The following is a 20,398-nucleotide window of genomic DNA, read 5'->3' as shown; positions in this document are numbered from 1 at the left end:
TTCGGGACGATTATATTTGCCGGCGCAGCATCTCGGCTTTTCGATAGCCGACTTAATCTTCGTGGCGCTCCAGGAATGCTTCGATGGGCAGCCCGCGGAAATCCGGCAGCGCCCGGCGCAGGCGCTCATGGTCCCAGTCCCACCACGCCAGGCGGGTCAGACGGTCCGCGACCACCTCGGGGAAGCGGCGCCGGACCGGCCGGGCGGGATTGCCGACGACGATCGTGTAGGGCTCGACGTCGCGGGTGACGATGGCGCCCGCCCCCACCACCGCGCCGGTGCCGATCGTGCGCCCGGGCAGGACGACCGCGCCGTGGCCGATCCAGACATCGTGGCCGATCGCCACCGGGCTCGCCCGGCGCCGGTCGAAGAAGGCGGGCTCGTCCGATTCCTCCGGCCAGTAGGCGCGCGCCCGGTAGGTGAAGTGCGCCTGCGACGCCCGCTCCATCGGGTGGTTGCCGGGATTGATCCGCACGCTGGCGGCGATCGAGCAGAACTTGCCGATCGCGGTGTAGATCACCTCGCCGTCCTCACCGATGTAGGAATAGTCGTCGAGGGTCGTCTCGGTGAGGCGGGTGCGGGCGCCGACCTCGGTGTAGCGGCCGAGGCGGCTGTCGACGACCCGGGCGCTCGGATCGAGGGCGGGTTCGAGGCCGAGGGGGCGGTCAACCACGGGTCTCTCCGAAGGGCAGGCGCGCCAGGAGCCGGAACGGCCCCGACCCGTCCTGGGTCAGGAGGCTGACGGCGTCGATCCGCAGGGGCTCCGGTCCCGCGGCGGCGTAGGCCTCGGACAGGCGCCGGTGCCAGAGGTCGCGCTCCGCCTCCGGCAGGGCGTCGGTCAGGGTCATGTGGAAGCGGAAGGCCTCGAACACGTAGGGGTAGCCCCAGCGGTCGAGGAGCGCGCGGCCGCGCGGGTCGAGGCGCTCCGGCCGGCGCTTGGCGCGCTCGGCCTCCGTGAGCGGCGCCCGGAACGGGTCGAGGGCGGCGACGCACTCGGCGGCGAGGAGCCCGAGTTCCGGCGGCGGGCCCTCCGGTACCAGGGCGAGGAACGGCCCGAGGGCGGCGACCCGGAGCGGCCCCACCGCCACCGGCGGGTGCGCGGCCGCGAGGGCGCGGGCGGCGGCCACGAGGTCGGCCTCCCCGGTGCCCGGGGCGAGGCGCAGCGGCGCCTTGAGGGTGGCGTGGAACCCGTAGACCCGCGCGCCCGCCGTGACCGCAGCGAGATCACCGAGCCTCTCCGGGTGCGGCACCGGCAGCCCGGTGACGTTGTCGGTGCCGAGGATCGCGCGGCCGAAGGCTTCGAGGCGCGAATCCGGGGCGGGCAGCCAGTAGAGGGCGTAGCGGCGCGACACGTCAGGGCCTCCGATCGCCGGGCGGTCAGGCCGTCGGCGCGTAGGTGCGCGCGTCGGCGGCCCGCCGGGGGCGCACCTCCATGGCATTGCCCCGCCACACGATGGCGCTCCGCATCCAGGCGCCGACCCAGATCGCCGGGATCAGGGCGTCGCGCGCCAGGAAGGCCGCCAGCGTGCGGGGCGAGCGGTGCCAGCCCGCGCGGGCCGCGAGCCGGTGCTCGGCGGCATAGCACAGGGCGGCGAGGCCGGCAGCGCCCGCGAGGCCCGCGAGGCTTCCGGCCCAGAGGGCGACGAGGAGCGCCGGCAGCAGGACGCCGCTGCCGATCTCGGGGGCGAAGAACAGCGGGAAGGTCACGCGGCGCAGGCGCGCCCAGCGCAGCTGCCGCGACCAGACCTCCCGGAAGCCGCGCGGGCCGAGCGGCTGCTCGAACGGGCTCGCCACGAGGTGGACCCGCTTGCCCGCGGCGCGCACGAGCTTGGTGGCGGCCGCGTCCTCGGCGATCTCGGCCGCCAGTGCCTGGAGGCCGCCCTGCGCCTCCAGGAAGGGCTTGTGCCAGAGCATGCTCTTGCCCTGCGCGAAGCCCAGCCCGAACGCCTCGGCGGCGTATTGCCAGCGCGCCTGTAGGGTGTTCAGGAAGGCGCACTCCACCTCCGCCATGAAGCTGCCCGGGCGGGCGCCGGCCGGGGTGGAGCAGACGAGGCCGGTATCGGCGCGCCACGCCGCCTGGAGCCGCTGGAGGTAGTCCGGCGGCATGGCGACGTTGGAATCGGCGAGCACCACCCAGTCGTGAGCGGCGGCGCGCCAGCCGCGCAGGCAGTTGTTGAGCTTCGGGTTCGCGCTGACGCGCTCGTCGCCGAGGATCAGGCGGGCCGGCACGTGCGGGTGGGCCTCGATCAGGCGCTCCACCATCGGGACGATCGGGTCGGCCGGGTCGGCCACGCAGAAGATCAGCTCGTAGGACGGGTAGTCGAGGCAGAAGCTGCGGAGGAGCATCTCCTCGCTGTAGGCCTCGACCCCGCGCAGGGGGCGGACCAGGGAGACGGGCGCGCCGTCCGGGAACCGCGACGGGCCGTGGTCCCGGCCGAGGCGCCGGGCCGCGACGGCGATGCTGCCGATCTGGACGACGGCCAGGAGCGCGCCGAGGGACAGGGCCGGCACCGTGGCGTCAATCATGCGGATCCCTCGTGCGATCGGGCGAGCGGTCCGGTCCGCTAGCGGCCGGACCGCGTCAGGCGTGTGACAGCGCCGCCCGACGCTCTCGGACACGATCTCGGACACGATCTCGGACACGCTCTCGGACACGCTCGCCGACGCGCGGCGTCGCGGGCCGTCACCCAACCGTCACCGCGCGGTTTTAATCCCCGCTCACCACGAAAGATTCCGCGCGAGGGTTCATGTCCGATACCGCCGTGATGCCGTCGGGGGCGGTGGGAGACCGGAAGGCGGGCGGCCCGCGCCTCGACCACGGGATGCATCTCGGCGGGGTGGTCGCGTTCCTGCTCGTCCTCGTGGCGGGCCTGGGCTACGCGGTGGTGAGCCTCGTCGCGGACATGAACGCGGTCGGGGAGGCGCCCCTGGCCTACGGCGCCTTCGCGCTGCTCGGCCTCGCCCTGCTGATCGCCCTCGCCTTCGAGTTCGTGAACGGCTTCCACGACACGGCCAACGCGGTCGCCACGGTGATCTACACCCACTCGATGCCGCCGCTCGTCGCGGTGATCTGGTCGGGCGTGTTCAACTTCCTCGGCGTGATGCTGTCCTCGGGCGCGGTGGCCTACGCGATCGTCACGCTGCTGCCGGTCGAGCTGATCCTCAACGTCGGCTCGCACGCGGGCTACGCGATGATCTTCGCGCTGCTGCTGGCGGCCATCATCTGGAACCTCGGGACCTGGGCGTTCGGGCTGCCGAACTCGTCGTCCCACGCGCTGATCGGCTCGGTGCTCGGCGTCGGCCTCGCCAACCAGCTGATGAACGGCGGCGACGGCACCGCGGGCGTCGACTGGACCCAGGCGCTCAACGTCTTCAAGGCGCTGCTGTTCTCCCCGGTCTGCGGCTTCGTGCTCGCGGCGCTGCTGCTGCTCGCCCTGAAGGTCACGGTCCGCCGCAGGGACCTCTACGAGGCGCCCGCGGGCGAGGCGCCCCCGCCCCTCTGGATCCGCGGCCTGCTGATCCTCACCTGCACGCTGGTCTCGTTCTTCCACGGCGGCAATGACGGGCAGAAGGGCATGGGCCTGATCATGCTGATCCTGATCGGCGCCGCGCCCACCGCCTACGCGCTCAACCGCACCATGGCGGACGACACGACGCCCGCCTTCGTGCAGGCCTCGACGGCGGCGAGCGCGGTGTTCTCCGCCCGCGCCCCCGGCGCGGCGGTTCCGGACGCCGCCGCCGCGCGCCGGACCGTGACGGAGGCGCTCAAGACCAAGGCGCTGAATACGCCGCCCGTCTACGCGGCGCTGGCGGCGCTCTCGAACGACATCGCCGCCAGCGTGAAGAATTACGGCGCGATCCGCACGGTGCCGGCCGCCCAGACCCAGAACCTGCGCAGCGACATGTACCTCGCCGCCGACGCGGTGCGCGTCCTGCCGGGCGCCGGGGCGGACTTCTCGGAGGCCGACAAGGCCGACCTGAAGCGCTACGCGGGCCTGCTCAACGACGGCACGCGCTACATCCCGGGCTGGGTCAAGGTCTGCGTCGCCCTGGCGCTGGGTCTCGGCACCATGGTCGGATGGAAGCGCATCGTCGTCACGGTGGGCGAGAAGATCGGCAAGACCCACCTGACCTACGCGCAGGGCGCGTCGGCCGAGATCGTCGCCGCCGGCACGATCGGGCTGGCCGAGCTCTACGGCCTGCCGGTCTCGACCACCCACATCCTGTCGTCGGGCGTCGCCGGCACGATGGCGGCCAATGGCTCGGGCCTCCAGATGTCCACGGTGCGCAACATGGCGCTCGCCTGGATCCTGACCCTGCCGGCGGCGATCACCCTCGCGGCCGCTCTGTTCTACCTCCTGCGCCACCTGTTCTGACGCGGGTCCGGCCGGACGGGCCGGAGACCGTGCTCCGCCCGCCGACGAAGCGACCCGGTCTCCGGCCTCCCGCAGCGCGCCCCGGCGCTTCAGGAACTCGCCATCGCCCGCACGAAGGCCAGGCAGGTCCGGCGCGCCGCCGGACTGTCGATCGCCACGAAGGCCGAGACGAGGTCGGCCGCCTGGGTCATGGCCGCGTCGGGCCGGTCGGCATCCGGGTAGAAGCTCGCCACCGGCACGTCGAGGATGCCGGCGATGCGGCTCAGGGCGTCGCTCGTGCGCGCCGCCCCCGGGGACGGCGCGCGGTCCCGGGCCGGATCCGCGGAAGCGTCGGGCGCCATCGCTCAGGCCGCCTTGTGGCCGAGCTGGATCGCCCGGGCGATCTCCGAGCGCCGCGCGGCGTAGCCCGGGGCCACCATCGGGTAGTCGGCCGGCAGGCCGTACTTCGCCCGGTACCGCTCGGGGGTGAGGCCGTGCGCGGTGAGGTGGCGCTTCAGGGTCTGGTACGACCGGCCGTCGATGAAGCTGATCAGGCCGTCCTGCTGGATCGAGGCATCGACCTGCGACTGGCTCAGCCCGACCCCGCCGAACTCCGACGGCGCGCAGCGGAGCACCGCGATCGCCGTGTGCACTTGGTCGATCAGCGCCGGCAGTGCCGTGACCTCGATCGCGTTGCGCGAGACGTAGGCCGCGACGATCGCGCCGACCTTCTCCAGCATGAAGGTTGAACGGTGGTCGGTGAGGTGGTCCATCTGAGACATCGCTGTTCAAGGGCGTCCCGATCCGCGCGCTCCGTCTCCGGTGGGCCCGCTCGCGCGGGCTTTGCGGGACGAAACCGAGGCGACGGGCCAGCCGAGGGATTTCTACCTCAAGTTGATTTCACTCCGTTTCTTGAGGTTGCAGATAATATACAATATGAGCTGCCGGCGGTTTGTCCGGCAGCGCGAGGTTTTTTGCTCCACCGCGCAACCGGCGGCATTCCCGCCATGGTTACTGATACGTTCACTGATTTCGGTCGCTGAGATCGGCGTCTGAACCGGATATCGGCATCGGCCGATCCCGGCGGCGCGCAACCTCGGGGGCCCCCGGCGCCGATCCGGGACCGCTCGGTCGCGGCGGTCGCGCGCCTGACCGATCCCGCCCGCGCGGCGTGCGGCCACGCCCGTCTCCCCCCGCTCCGGGGCCGGTCGCGGCCCGACGGTCCGGAACGGCCGGCCCGCGCCGGCCAGCCGCGATGCACCGCCCCGGCGCGACCGGGGCGGCGGGCCGCCTCACACCGCGCGGTCGCTGCGGCGCAGGCTCGCCGGCATGGCGAAGAGCGCGAGCCCGGCGGCCACGAGGCAGAGCACTCCGATGCCGTAGAGCGCGGGCGTCGTCGAGCCGGTCAGGTCCTTCACCCAGCCGACCATCACCGGGCTGACGATGCCGCCGAACTGCCCGAGGGTGTTGATCAGCGCGATCCCGCCCGCCGCGCCGACGCCGGTGACGAGCTTGGCCGGCAGCGTCCAGAAGGTCGGGATCGACGCCACGATGCCGGCGCCTAGGAGCGCCAGGGCGAACATCAGCGGCACGATATGCTTGTCGAACAGGCCGGCGCCGAAGAAGCCGAGCGCCGCCGCGATGGCGAGGCCGGCGACGAATTTCGGCCGCTCGCCCGAGGCGTCGGACAGGCGCCCGATCACCACCATGCTGATCGCGCCGCAGACGTAGGGGATCGCCGTGAGGAAGCCCACCGAGGCCGCCTGCCCGCCGCTCGCGGTCTTGATCAGGTCCGGTCCCCAGAAGTTCAGCCCGTAGGAGCCGACCTGCAGGAGGAAGTAGATCAGCCCGATCATCAGGAAGCCCGGCTGGCGGATCGCCCCGAGCAGCGAGTGGTCGCCGATGTCCCGGTTGTGGTGGGCGATCCGACTCGACAGGAGCGCCTTATCGGGCTCGGAGAGCCACGTCGCGTCGGCGATCCGGTCGTCGAGGCGCGCCAGCACGAGCAGGCCGAGCACGAGGCAGGGCAGGCCGCCGGCCAGGAACAGCCATTGCCAGCCGGCGAGGCCGCCGACGCCGTTGAGGCCGCCGAGGATCAGGCCCGCCACCGGCGCCCCGAAGATCCCCGAGAAGGCCGAGGCCACGAACATGAACGAGGTGATGCGGCCGCGATGCGAGGCCGGGAACCAGATGGTCAGGTAATAGAGGATGCCCGGCGCGAAGCCCGCCTCCATGGCGCCGATCAGGAAGCGCAGGGCGTAGAAGTGCCACTCGCTGCGGATGAAGATCATCAGCGCGGTGGCGATGCCCCAGGAGATCATGATCCGGGCGATCCAGCGCCGCGCCCCGACCCGGTAGAGGAACAGGTTCGAGGGCACCTCGAAGATCACGTAGCCGACGACGAACATGCTCGCGCCGAGCCCGTAGGCGACGTTGCTGAAGCCGAGGTCGCTCTGGAGCTGGAACTTGGCGAAACTGATGTTGATGCGGTCGAAGAACGCGAACATGTAGCAGATCATGATCAGCGGCATGAGCCGCCACGCGACCTTGCGGACGACGCCGGTCTCCGTCACCGCGCCGGCCTCGGCGGCGGCCGGCGACCCGGACAGGGCTGCGGTCATGGTTTCCTCCGTGGTGTGTTCTTGAGGGACGTGTCGTGGGCGGTGCCGCCTTCGGTCGGGCGGCTTCCCGCGAAGTCAGGTTCGGGCGCAGCTCACGGCACACGACGGCGACGCCGCCTTCGCCGGACGAGGCGCGGGTCCCCTCTCCCGTGCGGGAGAGGGAGCGCGTCGCGTCCAACGCGTGGGGCGGGCCATTGTGAGCCCGCCCCTCCCCGTCTCCGGCTCAGGCCGCCCGGGCGGGGGCCGGATGCAGGTCGCAGGGCCGTCCGGCCTTGGCGACCTGGCCGGGCACGTCGTGGCCGACGAGGCGCGGCAGGTCCCGCGACAGGCCGATCAGCGCCGGGAGGTCGAGGCCTGTCGGCAGGCCCATCTCGTGGGCCATGCTGACGAGATCCTCGGTGCAGATGTTGCCGGTGGCACCGGGCGCGAACGGGCAGCCGCCCAGGCCGCCGAGCGCGGCGTCGAAGCGCCGGGCGCCCGCGTCGTAGGCCGCCAGCACGTTGGCGAGGCCGAGGCCGCGCGTGTTGTGGAAGTGGAGCGTCAGGCGCCCGGGACCGACCAGGGGCAGGACCCGCGCGACGAGGCGGCTCACCTGCCGGGGATTGGCCATGCCGGTCGTGTCGGCCAGCGTCACCCCGTCGACGCCCAGCGACAGGTAGCGCTCCACCTGCGCGACGACCCTGTCGGCCGGCTGGTCGCCCTCGAACGGGCAGCCGAAGGCGGTCGCCACCGTGGCGTTGGTGCTGAGCGGGGCGCCGCGCACCGAATCCATGATCCGCGCGAAGCCGGCGATCGAGTCGGCCGGGCTCATGCCCATGTTGGCGCGGTTGTGGGTCTCGCTCACCGAGGCGACGAGGTTGATCTCGTCGACCCTGGCGGCGAGCGCCCGCTCGGCGCCCTTCGGGTTCGGCACCAGGGCGACGTAGACGGTCCCGGGCCGGCGCCGGATCCCGGAGAAGACCTCGGCCGCGTCGGCGAGCGCCGGCACCGCCTTCGGAGAGACGAAGGACGAGACCTCGATCCGGCTGAAGCCGGCCTCGGCCAGAGCGTCGATCAGGCAGATCTTCTCCGCGGTCGGCACGAAGACCGGTTCGATCTGGAAGCCGTCGCGGGTCGCGACCTCCTGGACGATCAGCGCGTCGCCGCTCATGCCACGGCTCCCTTCTCGCGCAGCGCGGCGATGCGCGCCGGGTCGAGACCGAGCTCGGCGAGCACGGAATCGGTGTGGGCGCCGAGGGCCGGCCCCTGCCAGCGGACCTCGCCGGGCGTGTCGGAGAGCTTCGGGACGATGCCGGGCATCTTCACCGCGGTCCCGCCGGGCAGCTCCGCCTGCAGGATCATGTCGCGCGCCTGATAATGCGGGTCGGCCACGATGTCGGCCACCGAGTAGATGCGGCCGGCCGGCACGTCGGCGGCGTCGAGGGCGGCGAGCGCCTCCTCGACCGTCTGCGTCCTCGACCAGTCGGCGATGGTGCCGTCCAGCATGGCGGATTGCCTGGAGCGGCCCTCGTTGTTGCGCAGCGCCGGGTCGTCCGCGAGGTCGGGCCGGCCGATCGCCGTCATCAGGCGGCGGAAGATCGGGTCGCTGTTGCCGGCGATGACCACGTAGCCGCCGTCCCGCGTCGGGTAGGTGTTCGACGGGGTGATGCCCGGCAGGGCGCCGCCGGTGCGGGTGCGGACCTCGCCCAGCAGGTCGTATTCCGGGACGAGGCTCTCCATGACGTTGAACACGCTCTCGACGAGCGAGACGTCGATGACCTGGCCGGCGCCCTGCCCGGTCTTGACCCGCAGCAGGGCCATCAGCGCGCCGATGACGCCGTGGAGCGAGGCCAGGGTGTCGCCGATGCTGACGCCGACCCGGGCCGGCGGGGCCTCCGGGCTGCCGGTGGTGAAGCGGATGCCGCCCATCGACTCGCCGATGGCGCCAAAGCCGGGCCGGTCGCGGTAGGGGCCGGTCTGGCCGTAGCCGGAGATCCGCACCATCACGAGCTTCGGGTTGAGGGCGGAGAGCACGTCCCAGCCGAGGCCGAGCTTCTCCAGGCCGCCGGGACGGAAGTTCTCGACCACCACGTCGGCGCTCGCGGCGAGCTGCTTGACGATGTCGAGCCCCTCGGGCGCCTTCAGATTGACGGCGATCGACTTCTTGTTGCGCGACTGCAGGTACCACCAGAGCGAGGTGCCCTCGTGCATCTTGCGCCACTTCCGGAGGGGATCGCCCTCACCCGGGGGCTCGACCTTGATGACCTCGGCGCCGAACTCGGCCATCAGCCGCGTCGCGAAGGGCGCGGCGATCAGCTGACCGAGCTCGAGAACGCGGATACCGCTGAGCGGACCGGACACGGCTTTCCTCCATCGTTTGTTGCCCAGGAGATAGGGCTCTTCCGGTGGCCAAGTCCAAACGCCATGCACCACCGTGCGTTCGCCGCAGGAGAACGCACGCTCAGCGACCGGCGGCCCGGAGATGCTCCAGCAGGAGGGCGGCCGCCGGCGACAGGGCGCCCGGGCGGACCACGAGGCGCAGCGTGCGCACGGCCCAGGGATCGGTGAGCGGCACCGCGGCGAGCCGCATCGGCGGCCCGAGCAGGGCGTAGACGCGCTCCGGCACGGTCCCGAGGCCGAGCCCGACCTGCGCCATGCGGCAGATCGCGTCGAAGCTCGGGACGTGCATCCGCAGCCGCAGCGGCCGGCCGAGGCGCCGGGCCTCGTCGCGCAGGGCGGCGTAGATCGAACTCTCCGCGTGCAGCCCGACATGGTCGTAGTCGAGGGTGTCGGCCAGCGCGACGGCGCCGCGTCCGCTCAAGGGATGCCCGGCCGGCATCACCAGGACGAGGCGGTCGCTCCGGTACGGGTAGGCGGTGAGGCTGCGGGTGTCGGTGTTGTCCGCGCAGAGGCCGAGATCGGCGAAGCCCTCCTCGACGCCGGCGACGACGCCGCCGCTCGGCCGCTCCTCCAGGTCCACCCGGATCCCGTCCTGCGCCGCCAGGAAGGCCTGCAGGTCCTCGGGCAGGAACTCCACGATGGCCGAGAGGTTGGCGAGCACCCGCACGAAGCCGCGCACGCCCCGGGCGTGCTCGGCGAGTTCCAGGGCGATCTGCTCGGCGCTCGCCAGCATCCGCCGGGTGTGGTGCAGCAGGGTCTCGCCCGCCGGGGTGAGCCGCATGCCGCGCGGCTCGCGGGTGAGCAGGGTGCAGCCCAGCGCGTGCTCCAGCTCGGCGAGGCGCTTGCTCACCGCCGAGGGCGCGATCGCCGCCCGGCGGGCCGCGCCGTTCAGGGTCCCCTCCGCGCAGATGGCCGCGAACAGCCGGAGCGTCTTCAGGTCGAGGCGGCTCAGGGTCGCGGCCGCGGGCAGGTCGGCGGACATCGGGCGGCTCGGTCCGGGGGCGCCCTCAGTCGCGCGATCCGACCGGCTGGCCGTAGGTACCGAGTCCGGCCTTGGCCCCCTCCCGGTTGACGAGGCCGAAGCGCAGCACAGCCTGCTCCAGGTAGTCGATCGCGTCGACGAGGTGGGCGCGCGCCGCGGCGACGCTCTCGTCCCCCTCCTCGACCGGTGTCTCGGCGAGCTTCACGGCGGCGATCAGGACGCGGTCGCGCTCGTCCTCGATCCGCGGGTCGCGGGCGAGGTGGCCCCGGACCCGGGCGTCGAACGTCGCGATGACCGACCAGGGCAGCGCGTCCTTGCCGGACGGCGCCCGGTACGCCCGGGCGTGGCGCCGCGCGTCGGCGCTGGCGGCCCTGACATCGTCGGCGAGTGCTGCATCCATTCCCGGCCTCCGCGGCGCCGCGCCGATCGGTCCTCGGCCGGACCATCGGCTCGAGGGTCCGAACGTGCGCCGGCCCGGTCCGTTGCCGACGCCCTTAGCGGGCCGCGCCACAAACCTTCAAGACCCGTCGGGCGAGGGCCTTACCTTGGCGGTTCCGGCCCTTATCTCTCGGGCTCGTGATCAAGCGGCCGAGTCTCGGCCGGCAGATGGGGGACGATATGGGAACGACGCTGACGGCCGGCGCGGTGCGCCGGACATCGCCCGCGGCGCGCCTCCTCGGCGTGCTCTCGGTGATCCTGGTGGCCGCGGGTCTCTCCGGCTGCGGGGCGGTGAACCGGGTGCCGACGCTGCAGGAGCAGGCCAAATCCGCGTGGAGCGAGGTGCAGAACCAGTACCAGCGGCGGGCCGACCTGATCCCCAACCTCGTCGAGACCGTGAAGGGCTACGCGCAGCAGGAGAAGGACGTGCTGATCGGCGTCACCGAGGCGCGCGCCAAGGCGTCCAGCGTGAAGGTCGACGCCTCCACGGTCAGCGATCCGCAGAAGTTCAAGGAGTACCAGGACGCCCAGAACCAGCTCTCGGGCGCGCTCGGACGTCTCTTGGTGACGGTGGAGCGGTATCCCGACCTCAAGTCGAACCAGAACTTCCTCGCCCTGCAATCCCAGCTGGAGGGCACCGAGAACCGCATCGCGGTGGCGCGGCGCGACTACATCACGGCGGTCCAGGCCTACAACACCGAGGTGCGCACGATCCCGGGCCGCTGGATCGCGGCCGTGCTTTACCCCGACGCCAAGCCGATGGAGACCTTCACGGCCACGCCGAACGCCGACCGGCCGCCGAACGTGAAGTTCTAGGGTGGCGTATATGGGCCGGACCGTGGGCCGGACCTCGAGCCGGGCCATGCCCGACCGGGTGCGGCTCGCCCTGTCGCTCGCCGTCCTGGCTGCCTGCCTGACGGTCTTCGCGCTCGGGGCGCTGGCGGCCGAGCTGACTTTCCCGGCGCTGACCGGCCGCGTGGTCGACGCGGCCGGCATCCTGACGCCGGAGCAGCGCGGCACCCTCGAGGCCAAGCTGAAGGCGCACGAGGACAAGACATCGGACCAAGTGGTCGTCGCCACGGTGCCGAACCTGCAGGGCACGACCGTCGAGGACTACGCCAACCGCCTGTTCCGGGACTGGAAGCTCGGGCAGGCCAAGACCAACAACGGCGTCCTGCTGCTGGTGGCGCCGAGCGAGCGGAAGGTCCGGATCGAGGTCGGCTACGGCCTGGAGGGGGCGCTGACCGACGCCCTGTCCAAGGTGATCATCGCCGGCGCCATCACGCCGCGCTTCAAGACCGGCGACTATTTCGGCGGCCTCGACGCCGGCGTCGACGGCATCCTGTCGATCCTGGCCGGCGACGCGCAGGACTGGCAGCGCAAGCCGCAGGTGCGGTCCGACGAGGTCGATCCCGCCCAGGTGGCGGTCTTCGTCGTCCTGCTCCTGATCGTGGTGTTCGTCGCGTGGCGCATGAGCCGGGGCGGCCGGTCGGGACCCGGCGGCCTCGTCATCCTGCCGGGGCCCGGCTCGGGCGGGTGGGGCGGCGGCTTCTCGGACGGCGGGTCGGGCGGCTCCTCGGGCGGTTTCGACGGTGAATTTTCCGGCGGCGGCGGCTCGTCGGGCGGCGGAGGGGCCTCCGGTGACTGGTAGACGCGCGGCTGTCCTGACTCCGGAAGCGCGGGATCGGCTCGCCCAGGCGGTCGGGCGCGCGGAGGCCGGGACCTCCGGCGAGATCGTCGTGATGGTGAGCCGGCGCGCCGGCGCCTACCGCTCGATCGTGCTGCTCACCGCCCTCGTCGCGGCGATGGTCCTGCCCTGGCCGCTGATCGCCCTGACCGCCTGGAGCGCCGCGTCGATCCTGCTGGCGCAGGCGGCCCTCGTGGCGGCGATCCTCGCGGCGAGCCAGAACGAGCGGCTGCGCATGGCCCTGGTGCCGCGCCGCCTGCGCCGCGCCCGCGCCCGGGAGGCGGCCCGGCGAGCCTTCTGGTCGCGCGGCCTGAGCCTGACGCGCCGGCGCACCGGCATCCTGCTCTACCTGTCGCTCGCCGAGCGGCACGCCGAGATCGTCACCGATCTCGGCGTCCTGCGGGAGATCCCGCCCTCCGCCTGGGACGGGATCCTCGCCGAGCTGATACCGGCGCTCGGGCGCGGCGCCATCGAGGACGGCCTGACGGCGGCGGTCGCGCGCGTCGGGGCCTGCCTGGCGGAGCATCTCCCCGCGGGCCCGGGCGATCCCGACGAGCTGCCGAACCGGGTCGTCGTGGTCGACTGACGGCGCCGCCGGCCGTCGCGGTCGGGCGCCGGTGACGCGTCATTCGAACGGTGGACGCGCCCAAATCCGGCAGGCCGCACGATCGCTGTGGCCTGTGACACTCCGATATTGCGTCGGACTTCAACCGGATGCCATGGTGCGGCGCCGCACCAAGCACCTTGGGGTTGTGTAACTGCGCTGGACCGGCCGCGATTTCCCCTGTGAGTCCGGCGCGCCGGGGGCCACGGGGCACCCGCGCGTGAAGGCGCCGGCACCCGAGCAGGAGCGACGCCGGCCCGACCGGCGGCGCTCGAGGAGGCCGTGATGAAGATCCTGATCGCCGCGACGCCGCTCACCGGCCACGTGAACCCGCTCCTCGCCATCGGTCGGAAGGTGGCGGCCCGGGGGGACGACGTCCTCGTGCTCACCGACCCGGCCTTCCGGCCGAAGGTCGAGGCGGCGGGCCTGCGCTTCACGCCCTACGCGGACAACCACGCGGCCGAGTACCGCGAGACCGAGCTGCCGGCCGGCCCGGAGCGCTACCGCCGCGAGTTCGAGCGCCGGTTCGTGGATCCGATGCCGGTCCAGGCCGCCGCCCTGCGGGCGCTGATCGCGGCCGAGGCGCCCGACGTGATCCTGGCCGGCAGCATGTTCCTGGGCGCGCTGCCGCTGCTGCTCGACAGCGCGCCGCGGCCGCCGATCGTGACCGTCAACGTCAGCATCCTGTTCCTCGACCGGCCCGACCACGCGCCCGTGGGCCTCGGCCTGCCGCCGGCCCGCGACCGGGACGACCTCGTCCGCTACGCCACCCTGAAGGCCGGCATGGACGCGGCCTTCGTCAACCCGGTGCGGGCCTACACGGACGCGAAGCTCGCCGCGCACGGCCTGCCGCCCCTGCCGGCGTCCCTGCCCCACTCGATCGTGGTCCTGCCGGACCTGTTCCTGCAGCCGACCGTGCCGGGCTTCGAGTACGAGTACGGCACCCTGCCGCCCGGCCTGCGCTTCATCGGCCTGCTCGATCCGCCGACGCCGCCCGCGCCGCTCCCGGACTGGTGGCCCGATCTGGAGGCGGCAAACGCGGCGGGTCGGCCCGTCGTGCTGGTCACCCAGGGCACGCTGGCCAACGCGGATTTCGGCGAGCTGGTCGAGCCGACACTGACCGCCCTGGCCGACCGGGACGATCTGCTGGTCCTGGCCACCACCGGCGGCCGCCCGGTGGACGCGCTGAAGGTTCCGGTTCCGGCCAACGCCCGGGTGTCGTGCTTCCTGCCGTTCCGCGAATTGCTGCCGCGGGTGAGCGTGCTGGTGACCAACGGCGGCTACGGCAGCGTCTCGCAGGCGCTCGCCGCCGGCGTGCCGATCGTGTCGGCCGGCCTGACCGAGGACAAGGCGGAGGTGAACGCGCGCATCGGCTGGTCCGGCGTCGGGATCAACCTCGGGACCAACGCGCCGGCCCCGGAGGCGGTCGGCGCCGCGGTGGCGCGGGTGCTCGGCGAGCCCGACTTCCGGGCGCGCGCCGGGGCGCTGCGGGACGCCTTCGCGGCCCGGGACGCCATGGCGTCGATCCTGACGGCTCTGGACGATCTCGCGCGCGCCGGGACCGATGCCGGGACCGCGCGCCGGCTGGCGAGGTCGGCGTGATGCCGGCCTCCGACACCGCGGCGCTCCGGGTCGTCGTGGATCTCAACCGCTGCCAGGGCTACGCCCAGTGCTGCTACGCCGCGCCGGACGCCTTCGCGATCCGCGGCCACGAGATCCTGTTCTACGATCCCGCGCCGCCGGCCGACCGCCGCGGCGCCATCGAGCGGGCCGTGCAGGCCTGCCCGGTCCGCGCCATCAGCCTCCAGGCCGGCCCGGACGACGGAGACGCGCCGTGACTGCCGAACCCGCCGGCATCGTCGTGGTCGGCGCCTCCCTCGCCGGCCTGCGCGGCGCCGAGGCGCTGCGGCGGGGCGGGTACGACGGCCCGCTCACACTGGTCGGCGCCGAGCCGTACCGGCCCTACGACCGCCCGCCCCTGTCGAAGCACGTGCTCGCCGGCGAGCTCGCCGCCGACGCGACCCGACTGCCGGAGCTGGCGGATCTGCGCGCCCGCTGGCGTCTCGGGAGCCCAGCCGTCGCCCTCGACCGGGTAGCCCGCACGCTCCGGCTCGCCGACGGGTCGGCGCTGGCCTACGAGGCCCTGCTCATCGCCACCGGCGCCGAGGCCCGGCCCTGGCCGGCCGAGACCGGCGGCGGGCTCGCCGGCATCTTCACCCTGCGCGGGCGCGACGACGCGGCCGCCCTGCGGGACGCCCTGCTGGCGCGCCCGCGGCAGGTGCTCATCGTCGGCGGCGGCCTGATCGGCTGCGAGGCGGCCTCCTGCCTGCGCGACCTCGGCCTGCCCGTGACCCTGGTCGACCCGAACGCCGCGCCCCTGGCCCGGGGTCTCGGGACCTTCGTCGGCGGCGTGATCGCCGAGCGTTTGCGCGAATCCGGCGCCACGTTCCGCCCCGGCACGATGGTGCGGGCGTTCGAGGGCGACGCGGCGGGGCACGTCGCCCGGGCCCGGCTGGCGGACGGCAGCACCGTCGAGACCAACCTCGTCATCGCCGCCCTTGGGGCGACCCGGGCGACGGGCTGGCTGCGGGGCGCGGGCCTGCGCGCGGATGCCGGCGGCGTGACCTGCGACGCGGCCTGCCGGGCCCTCGACGCCGACGGGGTGCCCTGCCCGGACATCTACGCCGCGGGCGACGTCGCCCGGTGGCCGATCCCGCTCTACGGCAATCGCCTGATCGCCGTGGAGCACTGGGGCAACGCCGTCGAGCAGGCCGCCCACGCCGCGCGCAACATGCTGGCCGGGCCCGACGACCAGCGCCCCTACGGCCACCTGCCGGCCTTCTGGTCGAGCCAGTTCGGGATCAACATCAAGCTGGTCGGCCTCCCCGACGGCGCCGATTCCGTGGCGGTGGTGCAGGGTTCACGGGCCTCCCGGCGCTTCCTCGCCGTCTACGGCCGCGCCGGGCGCAGCATCGCGGCCGTCTCGTTCGATCAGGCCCGCTGGCTGCCGGCCTACGCGGAGGCGATCACGGCCGGCGACCCGTTCCCGCCGATCACCGACGCCACCGACCGGCCGCGCGTCGAGATGGCGGCACCGGGCTTCCCGCCGCCGCACCGAGCCGCCCCGGCGCGGCCTTCCGCCGAGACCGTCCATGTCTGACGACGCGCTGTTCGCCGCGGTAATGGATCCGGCCAACCGGGCCGACCCGTACCCGCTCTATCGACGGATGCGGCAGCAGCCGGTCTCCCGCCAGCGCGACGGCAGCTACGTCGTCTCCACGCACGCGGCGATCCGCAGCCTGCTTTTTGACCCGCGGCTCAGCTCCGAGGATCTGCCGCCGCCCCGGCGGCCCCGCACCGGCAACCCGCTCAAGGACCTGATCCTCAACCCGATCAAGAACCGCATCAGCGCCACGCACCGCCCGTTCATCTTCCGCGATCCGCCGGACCACGACCGGCTGCGCAGCCTGGTGATGCGGGAATTCTCGATCGCGCGGGTTCAGGCGCTGCGGCCGCGGATCGCCCGGGAGGTGGACGGCCTGATCGACGCCTGCCGGGACCGGCGGGAGGTCTGTCTCGTGAGCGACCTCTCCTACCCGCTGCCGGTGACGGTGATCTGCGAGCTGCTCGGCGTGCCGCGCGAGGACGAGCCGCGGTTCCAGGCCTGGGCGACGCAACTCGCCACGGCCGTCGAGCCGGACGCGCGCCACGACGACGCGACCCGGCGCCAGATCGTCGGCGCCTTCGACGAGATCGCCGCCTACATGCGCGATCTCATCCGCGAGAAGCGGCGGCGCCCGGCCGACGACATGCTGAGCGGCCTCGCCGCCCCCGGTCCGGACGGCCGGAAGCAGATGAGCGACTTCGACCTCCTGTCGACGGCGGTCCTGCTGCTGGTCGCCGGTCACGAGACCACCGTGAACCTCATCACCAACGCCATGCTGACCCTGCTCCGGCACCCCGAGGAGCTGGAGCGGCTCCGGGCCGATCCGGAGCGCGCGCCGCGGCTGATCGAGGAGGTCCTGCGCTACGAGCCGCCGGTGCACTTCCGGACCCGCAAGGCTCTCGGCGCGATCGCGGTGGCCGGCGAGATGATCCCCAAGGGGGCCCCCGTCATCCTGATGTTCGCCGCCGCGAACCGCGATCCCGACCGGTTCGCGGATCCCGACCGCTTCGATCCCGACCGGGGCGACATCGAGCATTTCGGCTTCGGCGGTGGCCTGCACTACTGTGTCGGCGCGCCCCTGGCGCGGCTCGAGGCCGAGATCGCCCTGGTGGCGCTGAGCCGCCGCCTCGTCGCCCCGCGGCTCGCGGTCGATCCGCCGCCCTACCGGCCGGGCGCGTCGCTCCGGGGGCCCGAGCAGCTCGGCATCAGCATCGACGGGATCGCCTGATCCGGACCGGGCCGGCGCGAGTCGTAAAGCGACGGTGAACGGGGCTGTTTCACGTGAAACATTCGTAAACCCCTTCGCCCGCGGTCGCCCGGACGGCGACGCCGGAACTTGGCCGTGCCGAGGCGGGCTTTACGGGAGAGCGGCCGAGACGGCCGCAATCCCGAGAGCTTCCGGAGAGACGACGCCATGAAGGCATTGTGCTGGCACGGCCGCAACGACATCCGCTGCGACACGGTCCCGGATCCGGTCATCGAGGATTCCCGCGACGTCATCATCAAGGTGACGAGCTGCGCGATCTGCGGCTCGGACCTGCACCTGATGGACGGCCTGATGCCGACCATGAAGAGCGGCGACGTCCTCGGCCACGAATTCATGGGCGAGGTCGTCGAGGTCGGACAGGGCTTCACCAAGTTCAAGAAGGGCGACCGGATCGTGGTGCCCTTCAACATCAATTGCGGTGCATGCCGGCAGTGCAAGCTCGGCAACTTCTCGGTCTGCGAGCGGTCGAACCGCAACGCCGAGATGGCGGCCGCGCAGTTCGGCTACACGACGGCCGGCCTGTTCGGCTACTCGCACCTCACCGGCGGCTACGCGGGCGGCCAGGCCGAGTACGTGCGCGTGCCCATGGCGGACGTCGCCCCGATGAAGGTGCCAGACGGCATGGACGACGAATCCGTCCTGTTCCTCACCGACATCCTGCCGACCGGCTGGCAGGGCGCCGAGCACTGCGAGATCCGGGGCGGCGAGACGATCGCGGTCTGGGGCACCGGCCCGGTCGGCATCTTCGCGATCCAGTCCGCGAAGATCATGGGGGCCGAGCGGATCATCGCCATCGAGACCGTGCCCGAGCGGATCGCCCTGGCCAAGAAGGCCGGTGCCACCGACGTCATCGACTTCATGAACGAGGACGTGTTCGAGCGGATCAAGGAGATCACCAAGGGCCAGGGCGCCGACGGTGTGATCGACTGCGTCGGCATGGAGGCGAGCGCCGGCCACGGCGGCCTCACCGGCATGCTGTCGACGGTGCAGGAGAAGCTCACCGCCACCGAGCGCCCCTACGCGCTGGCCGAGGCCATCAAGGCGGTCCGTCCCTGCGGGATCGTCTCGGTGCCGGGCGTCTACGGCGGGCCGATCCCGGTCAACATGGGCTCGATCGTCCAGAAGGGCCTGACCCTCAAGAGCGGCCAGACGCACGTGAAGCGCTACCTCGAGCCGCTGACCAAGCTGATCCAAGAGGGCAAGATCGACATGACCTCCCTGATCACCCACCGCTCGCAGGATCTCGCGGAGGGCCCGGACCTCTACAAGACCTTCCGCGACAAGAAGGACGGCTGCGTGAAGGTGGTGTTCCACCTGAACTGAGGCGGCGGCGTCCCGGTCGGCGATCGGCCGGGACGCCCCTCTCCGCCGGGCTGGGCGCGGCGTCCCGAAAGCGTGTAGAGCCGGCAACGCGCTCACCGACCACGCGGGGTGTCCATGTGCAATCTCTACAGCCTGCGAACCGGCCCGGCGGACCTGCGCAGGGCCTTCGAGATCGCGGAGGATCGCACCGGAAACCTCCCGCTGTTGCCGGCTATCTTTCCCGACCAGCTGGCGCCTGTGGTCCTGAACGGCGCGACCGGCCGCGACCTCGCGATGATGCGCTGGGGCATGCCCGGCCCGAAGGCGTTCGGCGAGCACCCGATCACCAACGTGCGCAACGCCGCGAGCCCGCACTGGCGGCCCTGGCTCGGCGTCGCCCACCGCTGCCTCGTGCCGGTCACCGCCTTCAGCGAGTACGCCGACACCAAGCCGCGCAAGACGCCCGTCTGGTTCGCCCTGGACGCGGACCGGCCGCTCTTCGCCTTCGCGGGGATCTGGCGGCCCTGGACCGGCGTGCGCGGCACGAAGCGCGAGAACCCCGACCGGGTCGCCGCGGAGCACCGGCTCTTCGCCTTCCTGACCACCGAGGCGAACGGCGTCGTCGGGCCGGTCCATCCCAAGGCCATGCCGGTCCTGCTCACGAAGCCGGAGGAATGGGCGTTGTGGCTGGAGGCGCCGACCGCGGAGGCGCTCCGGCTCCAGCGGCCGCTCCCGGACACGGCGATGCCGAGGTCGCCCGCGGCGCGCGCTCGGACGGGCCGGAGGCCGAAGCCGAGGCGTGAGGGGCGCTAGCCGCCGGCCGGCTCGCCGGAGGACCCGTCGGGCGCGGCCGACCAGCCGCGGGCCCGCCAGCGCGACACCACGGCGGCGTTGAGCCGGGCGATGCGCGCCCGGTGCGCCTCCCAGAACGACATCGGCTTCGCCGGGACGGCGGCGACGCGGGTCCGGTGGACGGGGCCCGCCGGCCGCGCGGCGAGGCGGTCCGGCGCGGCCGCGCGGGCGCTCGCCCGGACGACGCGCGCCTCCGGGTTGCCGAGGATCGCCTGGGCGCGGGCGCAGTAGAGCTGCGACAGCGGCGACATCGCCTCCGAACCGTGGCCGGCCCGGTACTTCATCAGGGCGCGGCAGAGGTCCCCGTCGGCCCGGCGCCACGCCTCGGCGAGGTAGCGGACGCCGTAGCGGACGTTGATCTCCGGCGAGGCCAGCTCGGCGACGGTGCCGCGGAAGCCGAGCATCGCCGCGGTGGTCGGGCGGACCTGCATCAGACCGACCTCGCCGACGCTGCCGACGACGGTGGGATCGTAGCCGCTCTCGATCCGCGCGACGGCGTCGGCCACCGCGAGGGGCAGGCCGGTGCCGGCGGCCTCGCGGGCGATGAGCGGCAAGTAGCGGGCGCGGGCGTCGGCGGCGACCGGTGCGGGCGCGGGCACGGCCGCAGGCGCGGGCGGGACCGGCGGCAGCGAGGCCATGCCGACGGCGTGCACCGTCAGGAAGGTGGCGGGCCGGGCCTGCGCGGGGGCGGCGCAGGTCAGCAGCAGGAGAAGCAACGGAGCGCGCATCGGCCGCCACGGAGAGG

The 20,398-nt window shown here is 73.1% G+C and carries 20 protein-coding genes and 1 pseudogene; 10 read left to right on the top strand and 11 right to left on the bottom strand.

The window, feature by feature from the left end:
* Window positions 1–52: 52 nt before the first annotated feature.
* Genes ACLBX8_RS19680 through ACLBX8_RS19670 form a run of 3 tightly spaced genes read right to left on the bottom strand, consistent with a single transcriptional unit; the run spans window position 53 to window position 2,526 of the window.
* Window positions 53–673: a chloramphenicol acetyltransferase gene (locus ACLBX8_RS19680; protein WP_091681758.1), complete on the bottom strand. Its 621-nt coding sequence runs from the start codon at window positions 671–673 to the stop codon at window positions 53–55.
* Window positions 666–1,352: a DUF1045 domain-containing protein gene (locus tag ACLBX8_RS19675; protein ID WP_447699995.1), complete on the bottom strand. Its 687-nt coding sequence runs from the start codon at window positions 1,350–1,352 to the stop codon at window positions 666–668. The genes ACLBX8_RS19680 and ACLBX8_RS19675 overlap by 8 nt, the downstream gene beginning before the upstream one ends.
* Before the next feature lie 25 nt (window positions 1,353–1,377).
* Window positions 1,378–2,526 carry a ceramide glucosyltransferase gene (locus tag ACLBX8_RS19670; protein ID WP_447699996.1) on the bottom strand — a complete coding sequence of 383 codons (1,149 nt, stop codon included), beginning with the start codon at window positions 2,524–2,526 and terminating at the stop codon, window positions 1,378–1,380.
* A gap of 221 nt (window positions 2,527–2,747) precedes the next feature.
* Here ACLBX8_RS19670 and ACLBX8_RS19665 point away from each other — a divergent pair, with 221 nt between their 5' ends.
* Complete coding sequence (locus ACLBX8_RS19665) at window positions 2,748–4,376, top strand: inorganic phosphate transporter (RefSeq protein WP_447715637.1); 1,629 nt, start codon at window positions 2,748–2,750, stop codon at window positions 4,374–4,376.
* A gap of 89 nt (window positions 4,377–4,465) precedes the next feature.
* On the opposite strand, the gene ACLBX8_RS19660 is transcribed toward ACLBX8_RS19665, so the two are convergent.
* From ACLBX8_RS19660 to ACLBX8_RS19630, 7 genes are all read right to left on the bottom strand, one after another.
* The gene (locus ACLBX8_RS19660; protein WP_100252747.1) at window positions 4,466–4,717 is read right to left on the bottom strand and encodes a hypothetical protein; all 252 of its coding nucleotides are present in this window, start codon (window positions 4,715–4,717) and stop codon (window positions 4,466–4,468) included.
* 3 nt (window positions 4,718–4,720) lie between these two features.
* The gene (locus ACLBX8_RS19655; protein ID WP_020093775.1) at window positions 4,721–5,128 is read right to left on the bottom strand and encodes a MucR family transcriptional regulator; all 408 of its coding nucleotides are present in this window, start codon (window positions 5,126–5,128) and stop codon (window positions 4,721–4,723) included.
* Between the two features lie 519 nt (window positions 5,129–5,647).
* The gene (locus ACLBX8_RS19650) at window positions 5,648–6,976 is read right to left on the bottom strand and encodes an MFS transporter (protein WP_447715636.1); all 1,329 of its coding nucleotides are present in this window, start codon (window positions 6,974–6,976) and stop codon (window positions 5,648–5,650) included.
* Window positions 6,977–7,199: 223 nt separating this feature from the next.
* Window positions 7,200–8,126 carry a hydroxymethylglutaryl-CoA lyase gene (locus ACLBX8_RS19645; protein WP_447699999.1) on the bottom strand — a complete coding sequence of 309 codons (927 nt, stop codon included), beginning with the start codon at window positions 8,124–8,126 and terminating at the stop codon, window positions 7,200–7,202.
* Window positions 8,123–9,316, bottom strand: a complete 1,194-nt coding sequence (locus ACLBX8_RS19640; RefSeq protein ID WP_447715635.1) for a CaiB/BaiF CoA transferase family protein — start codon at window positions 9,314–9,316, stop codon at window positions 8,123–8,125. The genes ACLBX8_RS19645 and ACLBX8_RS19640 overlap by 4 nt, the downstream gene beginning before the upstream one ends.
* A gap of 100 nt (window positions 9,317–9,416) precedes the next feature.
* Window positions 9,417–10,337 (bottom strand): LysR substrate-binding domain-containing protein, encoded by a 921-nt coding sequence (locus tag ACLBX8_RS19635; RefSeq protein ID WP_056523758.1) that lies wholly within the window; start codon window positions 10,335–10,337, stop codon window positions 9,417–9,419.
* A gap of 25 nt (window positions 10,338–10,362) precedes the next feature.
* A complete protein-coding gene (locus tag ACLBX8_RS19630) occupies window positions 10,363–10,737 on the bottom strand; it encodes a hypothetical protein (protein ID WP_020093781.1) in 375 nt (124 codons plus the stop codon).
* 230 nt (window positions 10,738–10,967) lie between these two features.
* Here ACLBX8_RS19630 and ACLBX8_RS19625 point away from each other — a divergent pair, with 230 nt between their 5' ends.
* From ACLBX8_RS19625 to ACLBX8_RS19585, 9 genes and pseudogenes are all read left to right on the top strand, one after another.
* Window positions 10,968–11,591: a LemA family protein gene (locus ACLBX8_RS19625; RefSeq protein WP_376738905.1), complete on the top strand. Its 624-nt coding sequence runs from the start codon at window positions 10,968–10,970 to the stop codon at window positions 11,589–11,591.
* Between the two features lie 10 nt (window positions 11,592–11,601).
* Window positions 11,602–12,426 (top strand): TPM domain-containing protein, encoded by an 825-nt coding sequence (locus ACLBX8_RS19620; protein ID WP_447715634.1) that lies wholly within the window; start codon window positions 11,602–11,604, stop codon window positions 12,424–12,426.
* Entirely contained in the window at window positions 12,416–13,048 is a 633-nt protein-coding gene (locus ACLBX8_RS19615; RefSeq protein WP_447715633.1) for a TPM domain-containing protein, read from the top strand. The genes ACLBX8_RS19620 and ACLBX8_RS19615 overlap by 11 nt, the downstream gene beginning before the upstream one ends.
* Before the next feature lie 303 nt (window positions 13,049–13,351).
* The gene (locus ACLBX8_RS19610; RefSeq protein WP_447715632.1) at window positions 13,352–14,668 is read left to right on the top strand and encodes a glycosyltransferase; all 1,317 of its coding nucleotides are present in this window, start codon (window positions 13,352–13,354) and stop codon (window positions 14,666–14,668) included.
* The gene (locus ACLBX8_RS19605; protein WP_020093786.1) at window positions 14,668–14,904 is read left to right on the top strand and encodes a ferredoxin; all 237 of its coding nucleotides are present in this window, start codon (window positions 14,668–14,670) and stop codon (window positions 14,902–14,904) included. Before ACLBX8_RS19610 ends, ACLBX8_RS19605 begins: the two co-directional genes overlap by 1 nt.
* Entirely contained in the window at window positions 14,901–16,226 is a 1,326-nt protein-coding gene (locus ACLBX8_RS19600) for an NAD(P)/FAD-dependent oxidoreductase (RefSeq protein WP_447715631.1), read from the top strand. The genes ACLBX8_RS19605 and ACLBX8_RS19600 overlap by 4 nt, the downstream gene beginning before the upstream one ends.
* Entirely contained in the window at window positions 16,219–17,460 is a 1,242-nt protein-coding gene (locus tag ACLBX8_RS19595) for a cytochrome P450 (protein WP_447715630.1), read from the top strand. The genes ACLBX8_RS19600 and ACLBX8_RS19595 overlap by 8 nt, the downstream gene beginning before the upstream one ends.
* 186 nt (window positions 17,461–17,646) lie before the next feature.
* Window positions 17,647–18,822: a zinc-dependent alcohol dehydrogenase gene (locus ACLBX8_RS19590; protein WP_056523740.1), complete on the top strand. Its 1,176-nt coding sequence runs from the start codon at window positions 17,647–17,649 to the stop codon at window positions 18,820–18,822.
* A 114-nt stretch (window positions 18,823–18,936) separates the two neighbouring features.
* Window positions 18,937–19,604: pseudogene (locus ACLBX8_RS19585) on the top strand (SOS response-associated peptidase).
* A 6-nt stretch (window positions 19,605–19,610) separates the two neighbouring features.
* Here the strand turns inward: ACLBX8_RS19585 and ACLBX8_RS19580 are convergent.
* A complete protein-coding gene (locus tag ACLBX8_RS19580) occupies window positions 19,611–20,381 on the bottom strand; it encodes a lytic transglycosylase domain-containing protein (protein WP_447700005.1) in 771 nt (256 codons plus the stop codon).
* Window positions 20,382–20,398 lie beyond the last annotated feature (17 nt).

It is taken from the genome of Methylobacterium sp. D48H, assembly GCF_053345715.1.
Note: the sequence above shows the minus strand (reverse complement) of the source record. Positions and strands in the feature narration are given on the sequence as shown.

Coding starts and splice junctions, on each gene's coding strand:
- ACLBX8_RS19610 (WP_447715632.1), top strand. CDS start 13,352: ATGAAGATCCTGATCGCCGCGACGCCGCTCACCGGCCACGTGAACCCG.
- ACLBX8_RS19660 (WP_100252747.1), bottom strand. CDS start 4,717: ATGGCGCCCGACGCTTCCGCGGATCCGGCCCGGGACCGCGCGCCGTCC.
- ACLBX8_RS19605 (WP_020093786.1), top strand. CDS start 14,668: ATGCCGGCCTCCGACACCGCGGCGCTCCGGGTCGTCGTGGATCTCAAC.
- ACLBX8_RS19595 (WP_447715630.1), top strand. CDS start 16,219: ATGTCTGACGACGCGCTGTTCGCCGCGGTAATGGATCCGGCCAACCGG.
- ACLBX8_RS19650 (WP_447715636.1), bottom strand. CDS start 6,976: ATGACCGCAGCCCTGTCCGGGTCGCCGGCCGCCGCCGAGGCCGGCGCG.
- ACLBX8_RS19655 (WP_020093775.1), bottom strand. CDS start 5,128: ATGGACCACCTCACCGACCACCGTTCAACCTTCATGCTGGAGAAGGTC.
- ACLBX8_RS19645 (WP_447699999.1), bottom strand. CDS start 8,126: ATGAGCGGCGACGCGCTGATCGTCCAGGAGGTCGCGACCCGCGACGGC.
- ACLBX8_RS19620 (WP_447715634.1), top strand. CDS start 11,602: ATGGGCCGGACCGTGGGCCGGACCTCGAGCCGGGCCATGCCCGACCGG.
- ACLBX8_RS19590 (WP_056523740.1), top strand. CDS start 17,647: ATGAAGGCATTGTGCTGGCACGGCCGCAACGACATCCGCTGCGACACG.
- ACLBX8_RS19665 (WP_447715637.1), top strand. CDS start 2,748: ATGTCCGATACCGCCGTGATGCCGTCGGGGGCGGTGGGAGACCGGAAG.
- ACLBX8_RS19630 (WP_020093781.1), bottom strand. CDS start 10,737: ATGGATGCAGCACTCGCCGACGATGTCAGGGCCGCCAGCGCCGACGCG.
- ACLBX8_RS19580 (WP_447700005.1), bottom strand. CDS start 20,381: ATGCGCGCTCCGTTGCTTCTCCTGCTGCTGACCTGCGCCGCCCCCGCG.
- ACLBX8_RS19670 (WP_447699996.1), bottom strand. CDS start 2,526: ATGATTGACGCCACGGTGCCGGCCCTGTCCCTCGGCGCGCTCCTGGCC.
- ACLBX8_RS19635 (WP_056523758.1), bottom strand. CDS start 10,337: ATGTCCGCCGACCTGCCCGCGGCCGCGACCCTGAGCCGCCTCGACCTG.